12 protein-coding genes and 1 pseudogene are annotated in these 16,152 nt (G+C 39.9%); 5 read left to right on the top strand and 8 right to left on the bottom strand.

The window, feature by feature from the left end:
• The first annotated feature begins 4 nt into the window (after positions 1 to 4).
• Both I8748_RS09125 and I8748_RS09120 read left to right on the top strand, forming a co-directional pair.
• Positions 5 to 838, top strand: coding sequence for a DUF692 domain-containing protein (locus I8748_RS09125; protein ID WP_198124302.1), 834 nt, complete (start codon positions 5 to 7; stop codon positions 836 to 838).
• Positions 829 to 1,410: a hypothetical protein gene (locus I8748_RS09120; RefSeq protein WP_198124301.1), complete on the top strand. Its 582-nt coding sequence runs from the start codon at positions 829 to 831 to the stop codon at positions 1,408 to 1,410. Before I8748_RS09125 ends, I8748_RS09120 begins: the two co-directional genes overlap by 10 nt.
• Positions 1,411 to 1,553: 143 nt before the next feature.
• Here the strand turns inward: I8748_RS09120 and I8748_RS09115 are convergent, their stop codons facing one another.
• From I8748_RS09115 to I8748_RS09105, 3 genes are all read right to left on the bottom strand, one after another.
• Positions 1,554 to 2,447 carry a UTP--glucose-1-phosphate uridylyltransferase gene (locus I8748_RS09115; protein WP_198124300.1) on the bottom strand — a complete coding sequence of 298 codons (894 nt, stop codon included), beginning with the start codon at positions 2,445 to 2,447 and terminating at the stop codon, positions 1,554 to 1,556.
• A 6-nt stretch (positions 2,448 to 2,453) separates the two neighbouring features.
• Positions 2,454 to 5,105 carry an MASE1 domain-containing protein gene (locus I8748_RS09110; RefSeq protein ID WP_198124299.1) on the bottom strand — a complete coding sequence of 884 codons (2,652 nt, stop codon included), beginning with the start codon at positions 5,103 to 5,105 and terminating at the stop codon, positions 2,454 to 2,456.
• A gap of 300 nt (positions 5,106 to 5,405) precedes the next feature.
• Complete coding sequence (locus I8748_RS09105) at positions 5,406 to 6,599, bottom strand: tetratricopeptide repeat protein (protein ID WP_225896364.1); 1,194 nt, start codon at positions 6,597 to 6,599, stop codon at positions 5,406 to 5,408.
• Between the two features lie 245 nt (positions 6,600 to 6,844).
• Between I8748_RS09105 and I8748_RS09100 the strand changes: the two genes are divergently transcribed.
• Positions 6,845 to 8,269, top strand: coding sequence for a serine/threonine-protein kinase (locus I8748_RS09100; protein ID WP_198124298.1), 1,425 nt, complete (start codon positions 6,845 to 6,847; stop codon positions 8,267 to 8,269).
• A 16-nt stretch (positions 8,270 to 8,285) separates the two neighbouring features.
• Here the strand turns inward: I8748_RS09100 and I8748_RS09095 are convergent.
• Positions 8,286 to 8,480: pseudogene (locus I8748_RS09095) on the bottom strand (transposase); the annotation flags it as partial.
• A gap of 1,147 nt (positions 8,481 to 9,627) precedes the next feature.
• On the opposite strand from I8748_RS09095, the gene I8748_RS09090 reads away from it, so the two are divergent.
• Complete coding sequence (locus tag I8748_RS09090) at positions 9,628 to 10,239, top strand: PAP/fibrillin family protein (protein ID WP_198124297.1); 612 nt, start codon at positions 9,628 to 9,630, stop codon at positions 10,237 to 10,239.
• 25 nt (positions 10,240 to 10,264) lie between these two features.
• On the opposite strand, the gene I8748_RS09085 is transcribed toward I8748_RS09090, so the two are convergent.
• From I8748_RS09085 to I8748_RS09075, 3 genes are all read right to left on the bottom strand, one after another.
• On the bottom strand, positions 10,265 to 10,843 hold the full coding sequence (locus I8748_RS09085) for a Uma2 family endonuclease (RefSeq protein WP_198124296.1): 579 nt from the start codon (positions 10,841 to 10,843) through the stop codon (positions 10,265 to 10,267).
• A 136-nt stretch (positions 10,844 to 10,979) separates the two neighbouring features.
• Complete coding sequence (gene aroB / locus I8748_RS09080) at positions 10,980 to 12,071, bottom strand: 3-dehydroquinate synthase (RefSeq protein ID WP_198124295.1); 1,092 nt, start codon at positions 12,069 to 12,071, stop codon at positions 10,980 to 10,982.
• Between the two features lie 166 nt (positions 12,072 to 12,237).
• Positions 12,238 to 12,786, bottom strand: coding sequence for a pentapeptide repeat-containing protein (locus tag I8748_RS09075; protein WP_198124294.1), 549 nt, complete (start codon positions 12,784 to 12,786; stop codon positions 12,238 to 12,240).
• A 262-nt stretch (positions 12,787 to 13,048) separates the two neighbouring features.
• Here I8748_RS09075 and I8748_RS09070 point away from each other — a divergent pair, with 262 nt between their 5' ends.
• A complete protein-coding gene (locus I8748_RS09070) occupies positions 13,049 to 13,663 on the top strand; it encodes a hypothetical protein (protein WP_198124293.1) in 615 nt (204 codons plus the stop codon).
• A 428-nt stretch (positions 13,664 to 14,091) separates the two neighbouring features.
• Here I8748_RS09070 and I8748_RS09065 read toward each other — a convergent pair whose 3' ends face one another.
• Positions 14,092 to 16,104, bottom strand: coding sequence for a protein phosphatase 2C domain-containing protein (locus I8748_RS09065; protein ID WP_198124292.1), 2,013 nt, complete (start codon positions 16,102 to 16,104; stop codon positions 14,092 to 14,094).
• Between the last annotated feature and the right edge of the window lie 48 nt (positions 16,105 to 16,152).

The raw sequence follows: 16,152 nt of genomic DNA, 5'->3' as shown, positions 1-16,152 counted from the left end.
AAAAATGTTTTCTCATCTCCCTACTTTAGGCGTGGGGTTGGGTTTTCGGGAACCATTTAAAAGTGACTTGTTTCTCAACCGCCAGCAAGTTGATTTCCTAGAAATTGTTGCTGAACATTATCTAGATGCACCTGTGCAAAAACAGCAGGAGTTAGAACTGCTGGCTAGCCATTTCCCGATAATTCCCCATGCCATCAATTTATCGCTAGGCAGTGCTGAAGGTTTGGATACTGATTATTTACGCAAACTTGCATCGCTGATTAAACAACTTAACCCACCTTGGTGGAGTGAACATATCTGCTTTACCAAAGCAGGGGGAGTCGATATCGGGCATTTGTCACCGCTACCTTATACCAAGGAAGCCGTGGAAGTACTTTGTCGCAACATTGCCGAAGTCCGTCGTTGGGTTGATGTGCCATTAATTTTGGAAAATATTACTTATATGGTGACGCTTCCAGGTGCCCAAATGACAGAGGCACAGTTTTTAACCGAAGTTGTAGAACGTTCTGATTGTGGGTTGCTGTTGGATGTCACGAATCTTCACACCAATGCCATGAATTATGCCTATGATGTGCATGACTTTTTGCAACAATTACCTTGGGAACGCATCGTACAATTACATTTCGTTGGTGGGCATTGGCATGACGGTATACTGATTGATAGCCATTCTCAGTCAACGCCTCTGGAAGTGTGGCAACTGATGGATGAGGTTGTTGGGCGTGCATCAGTAAAAGGAATCGTACTAGAAAGGGATGAAAATTTACCACCCTTTGCAGAGTTGACAGAAGAATTAGAAAAAGCACGAGAAATTGGTAGGAGTCGTGGAAGATGGGGTTAGCACAAACCCAGCAAGTTTTAGCCCAACTTTACACCAATACTGAGTTTAGAGAGCGTTTTTTTGCAAACCCGCAGGCTGTTGGTGGAGAGTTGGGACTCAGTTGTGATGAAGCACAGCAATTAGCAGAAGTTTCTGCCAAAGAAGTCGGTATCTTCGCCAATTCTCTCAAGTGGAAGCGGCTGGGAGAAGTGCGGGAATTGCTGCCACGTACTGCACGGGTTTTAGGTAAAAACTTTACCACATTGTTTTGGCAATACGCAGAAAAACACTTACCAAAAGGAATTAAAAAACACAGAGAAGATGCGATCGCTTTTGCTAACTTCATCACGAAAGTCTCTCAGTCAGAAGGCATCGAGCCAGTTTGGCTAAGTGATTTGGTACGCTATGAGAAAACATGGCTGTCGGCTTATGAACCTACTACTTACTTAAAAGTATGTTGGTTTCGTTACCCTATCAGTAAATTAGGAAACTCACAAACAATAAATCCCCAACCTAACATCGCAATTTGGTGGCGTTTTTCAGCGCGATCGCAATTGTTTCACAAGATATGGGGAGTAGGGAGTAGGGAATAAGGGAGATGAGGTGATGGGTAATGGGTAATGGGTAATGGGTGATGGGTAGTGGGCCAGATGTGATGACTAATAGTAGAATCCAATTCCCAATTACCAATTCCCAATTACCAATTCCCAATTCCCCATTCCCAATTCCCAATTCCCTACCTAAAATCAATTATTGTTTGTCGATAAGCATCTGGCATTCCTGTATCAAAACACTTTCCTTTGACAAAATATCCAGTCATTCCCTCTTTTTGTCGCAAATTATCAAGAGTGGTTGTTAACTGAAATTCACCCCGGTAGCGTAAGTTTTTATTGATGTTTTCTGCTAAACAATCAAAAATCTTTGGTGTGAGTACATACAAGCCAAATACACATAAAAACTCATTTTCTGCCATTCCTTCTACATGTAAATGCTGGCGTGCATACTCAATGCTAGGTTTTTCGTAGACTTGGGTTACTGTCAAAATCGAGTTTAAATCTGAGTTTAAATCTTGCCATACTCCTTTAACGCAGCCAGCTTTATAAAGCATTGTTTCTGGCATAATTGTTAAGCTAACAACACTTTGATTGACTTGTTCATAAACATCCAAAATTTGACGAGAGCAAGATATTTCAGTATCAGATCTGTAAACATGATCGCTCAACATTAACAGAAATGGCTCATTCTGTACCCAGTCTTTAGCACAAAATACTGCATGACCGTAACCTTCTTGCTTTTCTTGTGTTAAGATGACGATTTTACTGCCCAAATCTTGTAAATATTGGCTGTATTCTTGATTTTGAGGCGAAAGTTTTTGGAAAAGTTCTTTGGACAGTGGATTTTTAAATAAATCTGTGAAAATTGCTACGTCATCTGGCTGCACCACAATGCCAATTTCTGTAATTCCAGCACTGATTGCTTCTTCAATAATTGCCAAAATCACAGGTTTTGCTTTGCCATCTCGATCAATAATTGGAAAAAGTTCTTTTTTGACAACTTTCGTCGCTGGAAACAAACGAGTACCAAAACCAGCAGCCGGAATCACAGCTTTCCTAACTTTATCTTTGTACATAAATCGTCAGTTTAAATTTTGTGCTAAAACTTGAGTTATCGCCTTTAACAATACATCTGGTTCTACAGGCTTAACCAAATGCAGCTGATATCCTGCTGCTAATGCTTGTTTTTGGTTCATTTCTCCAGCAAAAGCAGTTAAGGCGATCGCGGGTATTTGTCCTCCTTGTTCTGGTGGCATTGCTCTAATTAAATTCATGAGCATGTAGCCATCTATTCCTGGCATACCAATATCACTTAATAGTAAATCAATTTTGGATTTAGCAATGAATTCTAAGGCTTCCACGGCTGATGCTGCCACAATTACCATTGCTCCAAATTGTTTGAGCATTATCGAAAGAAAATCGCGTGTATCTATTTCATCATCTACTACTAAAATAGATAACCCTTCTAAATTCAAAAAATTATGTTGTTTAATGCTATTTAGGTCTGGTTGTGAGATATTCGGCATCAATGGTAATCTGACTGTAAATGTTGCCCCCATTCCTTCTCCTAGACTCTCTGCTTTGACAGTTCCACCATGCAGTTCAGTCAGATGGCGAGTAATAGCTAGTCCTAAACCTAATCCACCAAATTGTCGAGTAATTGCTCCATCTGCTTGCCGAAAGTATTCAAATATATGGGGTAGAAATTCAGCACTAATACCCTGTCCAGTATCTTGAATTTGCAACTCGACAAAGTTGTCAATTTGTACAAGTCGCACTTGTATTTGCCCTCCTGATGGAGTAAATTTCACTGCATTGGAAAGTAGATTCCAAAATATTTGTTGTAGACGCGCTGCATCTCCTGAAATCATTACTATGTTCGGTTCAAATAGAGTTTTAATTTTAATATTTTTTGCTTCCACTGCTAGATTGACAGTTTCTAGCGCTTCTTCAATGGCTTTGACTAAATTAACAGGCTGAATATTTAAAACTAATTTTCCTTGCTGAATGCGAGAAACATCTAATAAATCTTCAATCAATTTAATTTGTAATTTAGTATTGCGTTCAATGGTTTCTAACCCTCGAAGTAGCGTTTCGCCTTCTAACTTGCGACTCCTCAATAACATTACCCAACCTAATATAGGATTGAGCGGAGTACGTAATTCATGAGAGAGGACTGCTAGGAATTGATCCTTATATCTATTGGCTGCTTCGGCTTCGCTACGTGCAGCCTGTTCTCGCGTTAAAAGATTTTCTCGCTCTACTTCTGCCTGCTTGCGCTCAGTAATATTTCTCAAAAAGATACCAAAACCATCTTCAAAAGGGTAGGCGTGGATTTCAAACCACATGTTGTATTTTTCATAAAATGATTCAAAATGAACGGGTATTTCTTCATTCAGCGATCGCCAATATTCCTGCTCAGTTTTTGTATCTTTATTCGCAGGCCAATGTTCCCAGTAATTCTTACCAATCAGCTTTTCTAGTGCTACTCCTTGAATTCTGGCGGCTTGTTGATTTACATAAGTAATTTGCCAGTCTCGATTCACAGCAATAAATGCATCAGTCATGCTTTCCAGAATATTACCAAGCCGACGGCGAAGAGCTTGTTCGCGCTTGAGTAATTCATCTTGATCTCGATTAGATTCCTCAAGACGAGCGTTGGTTTCTATCAGTGAATTATTAACTTCAATTAATTTTTCTGATAGTTCTGCACGGGCTTGATATTCTCCCAATCGTACCCTTTCTACAGCCAAGGCTACTTGAGTCCTTGCCCTTTCTGTAATGGCAACTCCCACTAGTAAACTTACAGTACACTGTACCAATAGACTAAGTTTGTGGACGTGCAAAACTTCTGGTTGTACTGGAAAAGTCGGCAAAGATATACTATTAGGATAGGCAATGAGATAGCATAACAATGTCACCAGTACACAAAAGCTAGAAATTAACATACCGCTGGTAACACCAAAGCGGGTAGCAGCCCACATCACAGGGACAAAGCTTAAAAATGATAACTGTTGAAACTTAAAACCCGACTCGTGAGTTTCTGAAACAGTAATAATTGCTGTACCTATACAAAAAAGTAATATGGCACATAGTTCTATTAAGAAACGGCGCGAGGACTGAAAATTGAACCAATTTGATGAAGTGTTGAATAATTCTGAATTGGGTAACCACCTCCAAAATTGCAAGCATGGAGTTAGTACTAAAAGGGCGGTAGGCGTAATTGCCATGACTCCTATGGCATTACCCAACCACCAATTAGGGATGCTTTGAGTTAATTTATCAGGGGACATTTGGCCTACCGCTACCCAAGCCAAATTGCCAGCTATAGCCATAGTACCAGACGCTACTAACGGGGCACTGAAGGTAAAAATAGCAGCATCTCTGAGGTTATTAAATGTTAGCGAACCCCGCCACAAACGACGGTAAAGTAACCAGGCAATCAAAGGTTCAATAACATCAATTAAAGCAGTTAATTGATTCCAACCATGCAATCCCCAAAACGATGACATTAGCAGCGATGCAACCCCATTCAGGGGAATACAATAGGGGCCAAACCAGAATGTCAAGGCGATCGCAACTCCCGATGGCGGATACCATAAAGATATCCCTGGCTGAATTTGGTAGAGCAACGCCATACAGTGAGCCATGATCAGGGCGATTAGCCCCACTAATGAAATAATTAGCGATCGCCACATAGGTGCAATTGTACTAGATTCTGACCTGGGCTGCATAATTACCGAATATAGAATTTAGGTGTGTAACTTTTTTCTGCAAATTATGCAATTACAATATTGTGAACTCACTCATACTAAGTTGCGAAAAGAAATAACATTTGGAAATGGAGAAAATCGGAAAGTAACACCCCCCTCATCCCCCAATCGGTTCGGATAAGCATTTTAAACTCACAATAGGGTTTGGGGAAAAGTTTACTGGGCTTGGGTTAAAGGTTTTTCTTCCCCTTTTCCCTTTCCCCTTTAACCGAACCGTATTGCCTCATCTCCCTCATCCCCTCCGTTGAATACAACTCAGTATTACAACTTAATTAAGCCCATCTCTCGCAAACCTTGACGCAACCTCTTTGCCTCTTCGGGATTCTGCTGTTCATGAAGGACGATGGCATTGCCAAAAGCTGTTAAACTAGCTTGGACATTGCCAACTTTTAACAATACTACTCCTAAATTTTGATAAGCTTCGGCATAGCTGGGATTTAACCGGATGGCTTTTTGGTAACAGGCGATCGCATCTGTAAATAAACCCAAAGCTTTTAATATCATCCCCAAATTATAATGTCCAGCAGCAAAATTTGGGTCTATTCTCAAAGCAGTTTCATAAGCTGTTTTTGCACCGTTGAGATTTCCAGATGCTTTCAGTAAATTGCCCAGATTGTTGTATGCCCCTAGTTTCAGCATGGGATAAATTGGCAATTTGATAGCAGATTGGTAGTGAAAAATTGCTTGTTGTGAGTTTTGCAAATGACTGTGGGCGATGCCTAAATGGTAATGCAATTCATACAAAATTTCATAGTTTTCTTCACTAGCAGCAACTCCTCGTTTGAGTAATTCTATACCTTGGGTGATTTTTCCAGTTTCCACATACAACGCTCCCAATTTACTGCAAACATAGGGATCATGAGGATGGATAGTGAGAAACTCTTCCATCGCTGCTTGTGCTTTATCATACTTGTTATTTTGAGCGATCGCGGTTTTTTGATATCCTTTATGTAAAATTGCCACGCCTTGTAAATAACCTATTTGCCAATGGGGTTCCTTAGTTAAAACCTCAGACACACTGTCATCTACTAAGGCATGATAGGGACGTTCAAAGCGAATATCTGGATGATTGCGAAATAGTCTAGAAACCAGAGAATAGGGTGATTGGGCTGCACCAACTTCTTGGCGGATCAGGTTAATCAGGAGATATTCTTCGCTTTGCATGACTGCTTTTACCTGCGGGACAATACTGGGTGTCAGCGTTTCATCAGCATCTAGTACCAAAATCCAATCACCAGTAACATATTTGAGAGCAGCATTACGAGCAACACTGAAATTGTTACACCATGCAAAATGATGAACCTTTGCACCGAATTGTTTGGCAATATCAGGAGTGCGATCGCTTGAGCCTGTATCCAGCACTATCATTTCATCTACAACATTTTTAACACTGCTCAAGCATTGCGGCAGTGCCGCTTCTTCATTTTTGGCAATCATGCACAGACTAAGACTCATAGGCTAATCGTCATTTAATTTACTGTGTTGGGAATGGGGCATAGGAGCAGGGGGGCAGGGGAGTAGGGGAGCAGAGGAGTAGGGGAGAATAACAACTGACCACTAACAACTGACCACTAACCACTGACAACTAACTTCCCAAGCGAGAGTGTATTACAGACAATGGAAAACCGCTATAAGTTATGTGTAAAAATCAAGATTAACAAATCTGTGAGTGAGTAATTCTAGAAACAAGGGTAAATTTCATGCTGGGTCAAACAGTGGGTGGACGCTACCAAATTCTCACTCAACTGGGACAAGGAGGATTTGGGACGACTTTCTTAGCTCAAGACATGCAAAGACCGGGTAATCCTCAGTGTGTTGTAAAGCATTTTAAACCACTTTCTAATGATGAATACACTTTACGGGAAGCCAAACGTTTGTTTGACCTAGAAGCAGCTACCCTAGAAATTTTAGGACAACATGAGCAAATTCCCCAGCTATTGGCTCATGTTGAAGAAAATCAAGAATTTTATTTAGTTCAGGAATTTATTCCAGGTTACGACCTCAGTGAAGAACTACCTCCCAAAACTAACCAATTGAGTGAAGCTGAAGTAGTTAAACTTTTAAAAGAAATTTTATCAGTTTTAAAATTTGTCCATCAACGCAACGTCATTCACCGAGATATTAAGCCCGCTAATATCCGACGTAGAAATTCAGATGGCAAAATAGTACTGATTGATTTTGGAGCAGTCAAACAAATTAGTACCCAAATCGCTAATTCTCAAGGACAATCCAGTTTTACTGTTGCTATTGGTACTCCTGGTTATATGCCCAGTGAACAAGCTAATCAAGTACCACAATTTAGTAGCGATATTTATGCAGTAGGAATTATTGCTATCCAAGCATTGACAGGTATAAACCCTACTGATTTTAGCGGTTTAAGACTACCAAAAAACCCTAATACAGGAGAAATAGATTGGCGTACCCATACAAAAATCAGCCCAAAAGTAGCAGATATTATAGATAAAATGGTGCGCTATGATTTTCGACAACGTTACCAAACAGCAGAGTTAGCCTTGCAAGCTTTAGAAAAGCTGCCTAAAACAAGAATTTATCAAATTAATAAACCTCCCGTTTCCTTATCAACTAAGAAAATTTTCATAGCAGCAGGAATAACTGCTGTAGCTTTCACAGCTATTGTTTTATTGTCTCACTTGAGAAGTTCTACACCAAACTTTTTAAACTATGAAAATTCTAATTACGGTATCAAAATCAAATATCCTGAAGATTGGGCGAGACAAGATATACCAAATCCTATTACTCAAGAATTAGTGACTTTTTTATCACCCAAACAAAGTGATACGGATCAGTTTCAAGAACAGCTAACTATCAGCGTGGAAGATTTTAGTAATACATTGGATGAATCAAAAAATTTATTTATTCAGGAAATTAAAAATACTGTGTCAGAATCCAAGATTTTGGATGCAAGTGAAACAACTCTAGCAAATAAAAGAGCAAATCAGTTAATTTTTACTGGTAAAGATGGAGAAAAAACTTTAAAAAATCTGCAAGTTTGGACTTTAATGGATAATAAAATTTACATAATTACTTATACGGCAGCAATAGATGATTACGATCGCTTCTTGCAGACAGCAGAGAAAATGATTAAATCATTTGAAATTAATTAAACGTGAGTTCGACGAACTAAAAAACAGTGCCAGGTAGAGCGGGTAAGTCTTTGGGATAAATATCAGGCGAGGGTTTTTTAGGCAAATAGGTGTAGGCAATTAAGCCTGCCATTAAATTGACCAAAAAATTGAAAACACTCCTGTGTCGAGAATGTTCTATCTGACACAGGTTTTTTAGGTGGTCGTTGACTGACTCAATGACCGCACGCTTGCATTATTTTTTGCATCACAGTTAATCAATTTGGCATTTTGGCAGATTTTTCACTTTTCGAGTTGGTATTGTGAGATTCGCAAATGTCTTTGTGCGACAATACCGACTTGCAGAATCCCTCGGCTTGCTACCGAGGGTCTTTTTTTGTCACTAAAATCTGACCACTGCAATATCAAGCAACACATAGATTGACTATAGGACTCGTATTTGATTTTTGAAATACACGTAGCGTTATGCCTCTGGCTAACGCACCACCCAAAGGTTTTAGTGCCGTACTTTTGGCGATAACACAACGCCAGTTTGCTCAAGTCGGGAAACCCTTCCTGTGCAACTGGCTCCCTTACATATACCTAAATTTTTTCATAAATCAAATCAGATTCCTATATAAGGGAGTACATCTGTATGTTCTTAACAAGATATTTCTTGCATTTTTTTAACTGGTATAATCTTAATAATGACTACGATCGCTCAAAAAAAATAACCTCCAATGTCACGACACCATCGGAGGCAATGAGCAAAGACATTTAATAGTGGACTAGTCTTGATATAAACTTATCTTTTTAATCAACTGAATTCCCTCCTTCTAAAGAAGAGGTCACGATTAAATTTATCATCCATTAGGAATAGAAATAGCCTAACTACTTATTTGGCTGTAATCAATTGCACCTTAATTGAGCAATAAATTATGTAGGTTCTATTGCAGAAGTCTGCTAGTCATAGCCATGCAGTATTTTAGATTAACTCCAGAGTAGAATTTGATAGCGATCGCCTAATACAGTACAGAACTGACGCACGGGTCACAGAATAACGTAGACAGGGAGTAATCAAGGTCTGAGAGCTTTTTACCGTAAGTCCTATAGTAAACAAAATTGCTATAAAATAATAAAATTCCTACCTAACAGACCATTTATCAAGTGAGTCTTACAGTAAGGTGTGTTATGGCTTTAACCTAACGCACCCCTATTTACAAAGTACGTTAGGCTACGGTAATTTTATTTATACTTTATATAGACCTTTCACCTTGAATAAATAGAAGTTTTTGCCTCATTCAGATATGGACACATTTTCAGTAAATTAATGGTCATCACCATAAACTTCAACCCGCTAGTATTATTCAGATAAAAAATGTTTTTGGGAAAATTAAATTATGGTTCACCAATTGTTAAATATTAAACAAGAACTGATTTCTATTTCCAAAGCCAGTGAAATTGGGTTTAACAACACTCCAACAACTCAGGAACAAATTGATAGATTAGCAGAACAAATTGAAGCACTAAATCCTACTACTGAACCTACAAAACATCTAGAATTGCTTCAGGGGCGTTGGCGGCTATTATACAGTACCTTTGGATTAGAACGAGACACAACTCTACAACGTCTTTCTTTTGGCAAACTACCTAATGTAACTGTTAGGGTTACTGGTATCTTTCAAGAAATTTATCTGATTGATCAGCAGTATAATAACGTAATTGAATTTACAGTAGGTTCTGGTGTAACAGGTATTACTTTAATTAAAGCTAGGTATACAGTAGAGGATACTAAACGTCTCAACATTGATTTTTTGGAAGCTTCCACCAAAAGCGCAAATAACAACTTGAGTGAATCTACATTTCGAGAGGCTTTAGGTGTAGATAATGAGGTAGCTTTAGAATCAACACTATCATTTAGTGGTTGGTCGGATATTACCTATGTGGATGAAGATTTGCGTCTGATGCGTGGGAATCAAAAGAATTTATATGTGCTGGTACGAGATGAATAACGATGAGCAGTGAGTGTGATGAATGTCAGCTTTTATCTAATGGTATTTTCGCCTTTTGAAACAGCTGCTCAACAGTAAATTCTAGTCCCTCAAACAGCGAATCTGTAAGTAGATCATCTCCCATATAGGTTTGTGGTGCTGCATCTGAATAAAAAACAGTAATGCTTCTAGCTTTGCTATCTACTACCCAAACTCGCAATACTTTAGCATCTAAATAGTCTTTGGCTTTAGCTGCCATTTGTCCAAAGGTTTGTCCGGGCGAAATAATTTCAATTACCAAATCGGGAGGAACTGGACAAGCTGCGTCTTCGTTCCACTCAGCGGGTAAACGTTCATAAGAAATATACAAAATATCGGGTGTTGGTACCCAATCTTGTCCCCGACGAGTTAATGTAATAGCCCATTCTGGAAATACTTCCCCGCGTCCTTCACACAACAGTTGAATCAAATCAAGAAGGGCACGAGTCAGTTTAGCATGAAAAAACTTTGGTGACATTTTAGGAATTGCTTGACCATCTACAAGTTCGTAGGTGATATCTCCCTCGCCTGATGGAAGATTCAGAAACTCATGCAAAGTTAATTGATTGTTAGCCTGGAGTATCATGGCACAAATAAGTGAAAAAGCAGGGGAGCAGAATTTTAATTAGTAAATAGTAGGTTTTGACTGACAACTCTCATCAGCCATCAGCCATCAGTCATCAGTCAACACAAAACATCAAACGTAGAATATTTAATATTATTTACATCGCCCGTAGTACCTCGCGGATAGTCTCTGATGGTACGTCATCAGTAATTGTCACCACACCTATTTGCGTCGGCAAAATAAACCGCACTTTCCCAGCTTTGACTTTTTTATCTAATTGCAACGCTTCAATAATTGCTTCAATATCTACACCATCTGGTAATTTAGTTGGTAAACCAGCTTTTTGAATTAAAGCATTTTGACGTTCTGTGTCTTCTTGTTGCCAAAGTCCCAAATTAGCGGCAATTTGTCCTGCTGCAACCATACCAATGGCAACACCTTCACCATGAGTAATTAAACGATAATTTGTTAAGCTTTCCACTGCATGACCGATTGTATGGCCATAGTTGAGAATCGCTCGCAACCCTGCTTCTTTCTCATCTTTGCCCACCACGTCGGCTTTTGCTTGACAAGAACGCGTCAATATGGAATCGATGAGTTCAGGCTTGATGTAACGCAGTTGATTTAAATTTTTACTAGCTTCCATTTGGGAGAATAGCTCAGCATCCCAAATCACACCATACTTAATTACCTCTGCCATTCCCGCCCGAAACTCGCGTACCGGAAGAGTTTTCAAAACTTCTGGATCAATTAATACTAACCGTGGTTGATGGAATGCTCCAATCAAGTTTTTGCCTTGGGGATGATTCACACCAGTTTTGCCACCAATGGACGAATCAACCATTGCTAACAAAGTGGTAGGTACTTGCACCACATTAATACCCCTCAACCAAGTGGCTGCGGCAAAACCCGTCATATCGCCAACCACACCTCCGCCCAAAGCCACCATTGTAGAAGAACGTTCTAAACGGTTTTCCAAAGCAATATCGTAGAGTTTTTGGATAGAGTTGAGGCTTTTGTAGCGTTCACCCGGTGGAAGGGAATAGCTAGCCACTTCAAATCCCGCAGCTTTTAGCGATGCGATCGCTCTTTCTCCATGATGCTTAAAAATCGTCGGATTAGAAACTACTAAAACCTTCTTGCCTAAGTTTAAATCAGCCAGATATTGACCCAGTTGATCTAAAATTCCGGGTGCGATCGCAATCTCATAAGACTGCTGTGGTAGATTGACATTAATTATAGAAGTCATTGCCCAACCCTAAACACAAGCCTGTGGGCTGTATTCTACCGCAATCTGATAAAAAAGGAGAAAGGAGTCAGTTGTCAGTTGTCAGTGGTCAGTTGTTAGTTGTTAGTGTTCTTATTCCCCATCTCCTCCTCACCCCTGCACCCCTGCTCCCCTGCTCCCCTGCTTCTCAGTAACTCCCAGCCCAAGTGATCCACTTATGGGATATGCCTACATGCAACATTCCTTCATTTATCTCTTGTTCAGTGATGATTACTTCTGTTAGATCAGCATCGTTGAGTTCCGCCTCATTAATGTTGGTGCCTGTCAAATTTGCTTTGCTGAGATTGGCTTGTTTTAAATTAGCCCCACTCATTTCTGCTTCGCTGAGGTTTGCACCAAACAAATTTGCTAAACCTAAATTAGCACTCCGCAAATCTGCACGACTCAGGTTAGTTTCCTCTAGGTTGACACTGATTAAATCTGCACCAATCAAGTTTACTTCACTCAAGTTTGCACCCTTGAGGTTGGCTCCACTTAAATCTGCATCAGTGAGATTTGCCCGACTGAGATTACATCCACTCAAGTTTGCTTGTGTCAGATTGGCTCCACTCAAGTCTGCTTCAGCAAAATTTGCCCCTCTTAAGTCAGCATCACAAAGATTTACCTGATGCAGATTTGCTCTATCAAATTCCCTTTCTCCCGATGCATATAAATTCAGGAGTTTGTTAGCGTCCATATCGTCACCTCGTAATATTTAAAGGTAAGCAAGTCTAGTCGTGAGTTCACACTTCCCAAACCACACCACAGACAAAAAGACGATTTATTAAGTTACTGACAAATAGAATTTTAGAGAAACTCGTAGTTTTATTGTGCTACATTTTTCTACTGATGACACATTTACTTAATGTAAATACAAGTATATTATCCGAAAATAATAGTAGTGAGTTTAATCAGCGTTACAATCGATTGAGACAAGTAAAAAACCTAGTTAAGTCCTCATGACGGCTGATTTGACATCTACAGCTACACCTGATTTTGTGAGTACGCTATCTCAAGCTGCTATTGCATACCGAGGACAGAGAGGCGATCGCCCTAAGCCTGAAGTATTAGTCAATGCGTTACTACAAGCAGAAAAAGCTACCAAGCAGCAACGGCTAACTTATACCTTTGAGTCTCTTGTGGGTAAATGGCGGCTTTGCTTTGCTACTGGTACAAAAAAAGCTAGGGAACGAGGGGGAATTGTTCTAGGTAAGGGTTTGTATGTGCCCAAATTTGCAGCAATTCATATTTCTTTTAATACGAGTTTAGAAGAGAATTCAGGCAAAGGTGAAATTGCTAATCAGGTTCAATTGGGTTCTGTGTTGTTGCAACTAACGGGGCCAGCGCAATATTTAGGCAAGAAAAATCTCATAGCGTTTGACTTTAACCACATGCTTATTAGTTTGTTTGGTCGTGCAGTTTATAACAAGCCCATTCGCTCTGGTAAAGTTCAGTCTGAAGATTTCTATAATCAGCCCATAGCTAAACTACCTTTCTTTGCATTCTTTATAGTAACAAAAGATTTTATTGCAGCTCGTGGGCGTGGGGGAGGGCTAGCACTTTGGATTCGATAAACGATCATTGATGACTGATAACTGATAACTGATGATTGATAATTAGCCGTCATTAACTGCGTACACTAGGACTAATGAAAGTCTCCTTTGCTGACTCATTAATTTTTACTCAGTGACATTTACAATTTCACTCGCAAGTACCTAAACAGCTTACCCGGCGCTCAAGGCTGAGAAGATTCTGTAATTGATTCTTTTACCGAATATCTTAAGTAGGGTGCGTTACGGCGTTAAGCCTAACGCACCATCACATAACTTTTTCGTGACTAATTCATTTAATACATCTGCTGACACAACAAAAACTTCTTCATCAATAATTACAAGTTGCACACTTGTTACAACAGCTTTTCATTTTGTTATGAATGCATCTAATGTTTTGACACTCCCCTGCTCCCCTACTCCCCTGCTCCCCCGCTCCGAAAGCTCCCCCGCTATCCTCGTGGACAAAATCGTTGTACTCTTTGGGGAAGTTGCCTACACATTTGTTGGAAGGTTTGAGGATTAAGTTGCCACCAAGCAAATAATCCCAAACTAGTACCTCCCAACAGCAAAATTAATAATCCTCCAAGCAGCAATAAAGGTTTACCGCGACTTGGTTTTTTAACTGGTGTTGGCGTTGGTGTTGGTTCCTCTGTCAGATCCAAATCTAGCAGCGCTTGAGAACTTTCTGTCAAATAATCTTGTTCTGCTTGTGTTTGTTCTATTTCTAGTTGTTCTTCTTGTATATGTTCTATTGCTAATTGTTCTTCTTGTGGTTCTTCTACTTTTAAAATCTCAACTGGTAACTGTGGGGGAGTCGCCAGCACTAAATCTGCTGGAGACACACGACAAAGAGTCAGAACAACGGATGTATTATCATGACCATTTTTTTGGTTTGCTAGATTAATCCAATCACGCACAGCATCTTCAACTGAAAGGTGTCCTGTTAACACTGGTATTGCGTAATCTTGCCAGGATTGTTCTACCCAATTATTATCACTTAAACCATCAGAACATAATAGCAATACTCCATCTTCTTCTAAAATTAATCGCTTAATTACAAGACGCAGAAATTCAGCATCTTTTGTCCCCAATGCTTGGGTGAGGGCAGTTGCATCTGGTCTAGTGAGTGCTTTACGATATAAACTCCGGGTGTAGCGAACTTCGCGTGTTGCCACAACATCATCAACTGTCAATAGCTGACAGTAGTCGCGAGTTATCCAGTAAGCACGGCTATCACCGACACTTGCTAAATAAAGTTCATGGGCATTTTTTGACTGCCATCCAGAAGTTGTTTCTATTCGTTGTGGAATTTGCACCGCCATGACTAGGGTTGTAGCCATGCGTTCTCTGCCTTGGCGTTTTTGTTCATCATTGCGGGAGCAAATTACATTATTCACCACCCGCAAACTAGCTTCTAGTTGTTCCTGCAATAACTTTGGTGATAGGAGTTCTGTCTGTTCTTCCACCTCTGCTAATAAAGCACGAACTTGCAATTTCAAAGACTGCACCGCTAATTGACTAGCAACTTCACCACCTTGGTGTCCGCCAATGCCATCACAAACAATGGCCAAATGGTTTAGTAATAAGTCATCTTCACTAGAAGCAAGTGGATAGCAAGTATCTTCATTTTGTGTCAGTTCGGGGCCTGTATCTGTTGCTCCTGCCACCTTTAAGCTTAAAGGCAATTGTGCTGCTGATAAAAGTAATAAGGCGTTGAGTTGAGTGGCAATGGTCTCTAACTCTACCTCAGTACTACACATCTGCTCAACTATATTTTTTAACTCCTGGGTTTTTGCAGATGCTACCCAAGGCTGCCAAGATTGACCTAAATCTTGTAAACTCAATTTCTGGGTGGTTTGCGTTTCGTGAAGTTCCAACAGTCGCACACACCAACCTTGTACTCGCAAGTTATCTGGCAATAGTAAACTTTGGGCAACTCCTAATTCTAGTAAAGGTTGCCAAAGTTGCAGAATTTGCCATAGCCAATAAACTTGCCGTATTGCCGTTGCTTGTTGCCATGCATCAGCAATTGTTGGGTAGAGATTTCCTGTTGCGTCTATAGGAACATTTTCCAGTAAGAGGATAGCACTAGCGTTTGCATCTTCCGTAGAAGAGTGAGCAAACCCATATGCTTGGGGAATATGCCAATGCTCTTGATATAGTTTCAAGTATGGAATAACTACTTTTGGTAACTCTTCTGGTGCATCTGGTGGCAGTCCTGGTTGAGTATCTAGCCAAACTTGATGCGTAATTACCTCATATCTATCCGCAACTTTTGTGCCTGGTGGTATTTTAGCTGCCAATGAGCCACTAGCCCAGAGATAGCGGTAAATCAGAGGAGTTTGGCAATTTGCACACAAGCGTAGACGCGAAGCGGCTTGTCGCGAGACATCGCCTATAGTATTAATGGGGCGATCGCAGTCTGAATTGATGCAATAAATTATCGGCTGTGTAGAAATCATAAAAGTATATATTTAAGGAATAAATCAACTCGTAAATTTCGATTAAAT

The sequence above is a fragment of the Amazonocrinis nigriterrae CENA67 genome (assembly GCF_016056305.1).
Classification (GTDB): Bacteria; Cyanobacteriota; Cyanobacteriia; order Cyanobacteriales; family Nostocaceae; genus Amazonocrinis; species Amazonocrinis nigriterrae.
This window is presented reverse-complemented; position numbering and strand designations above follow the sequence as displayed.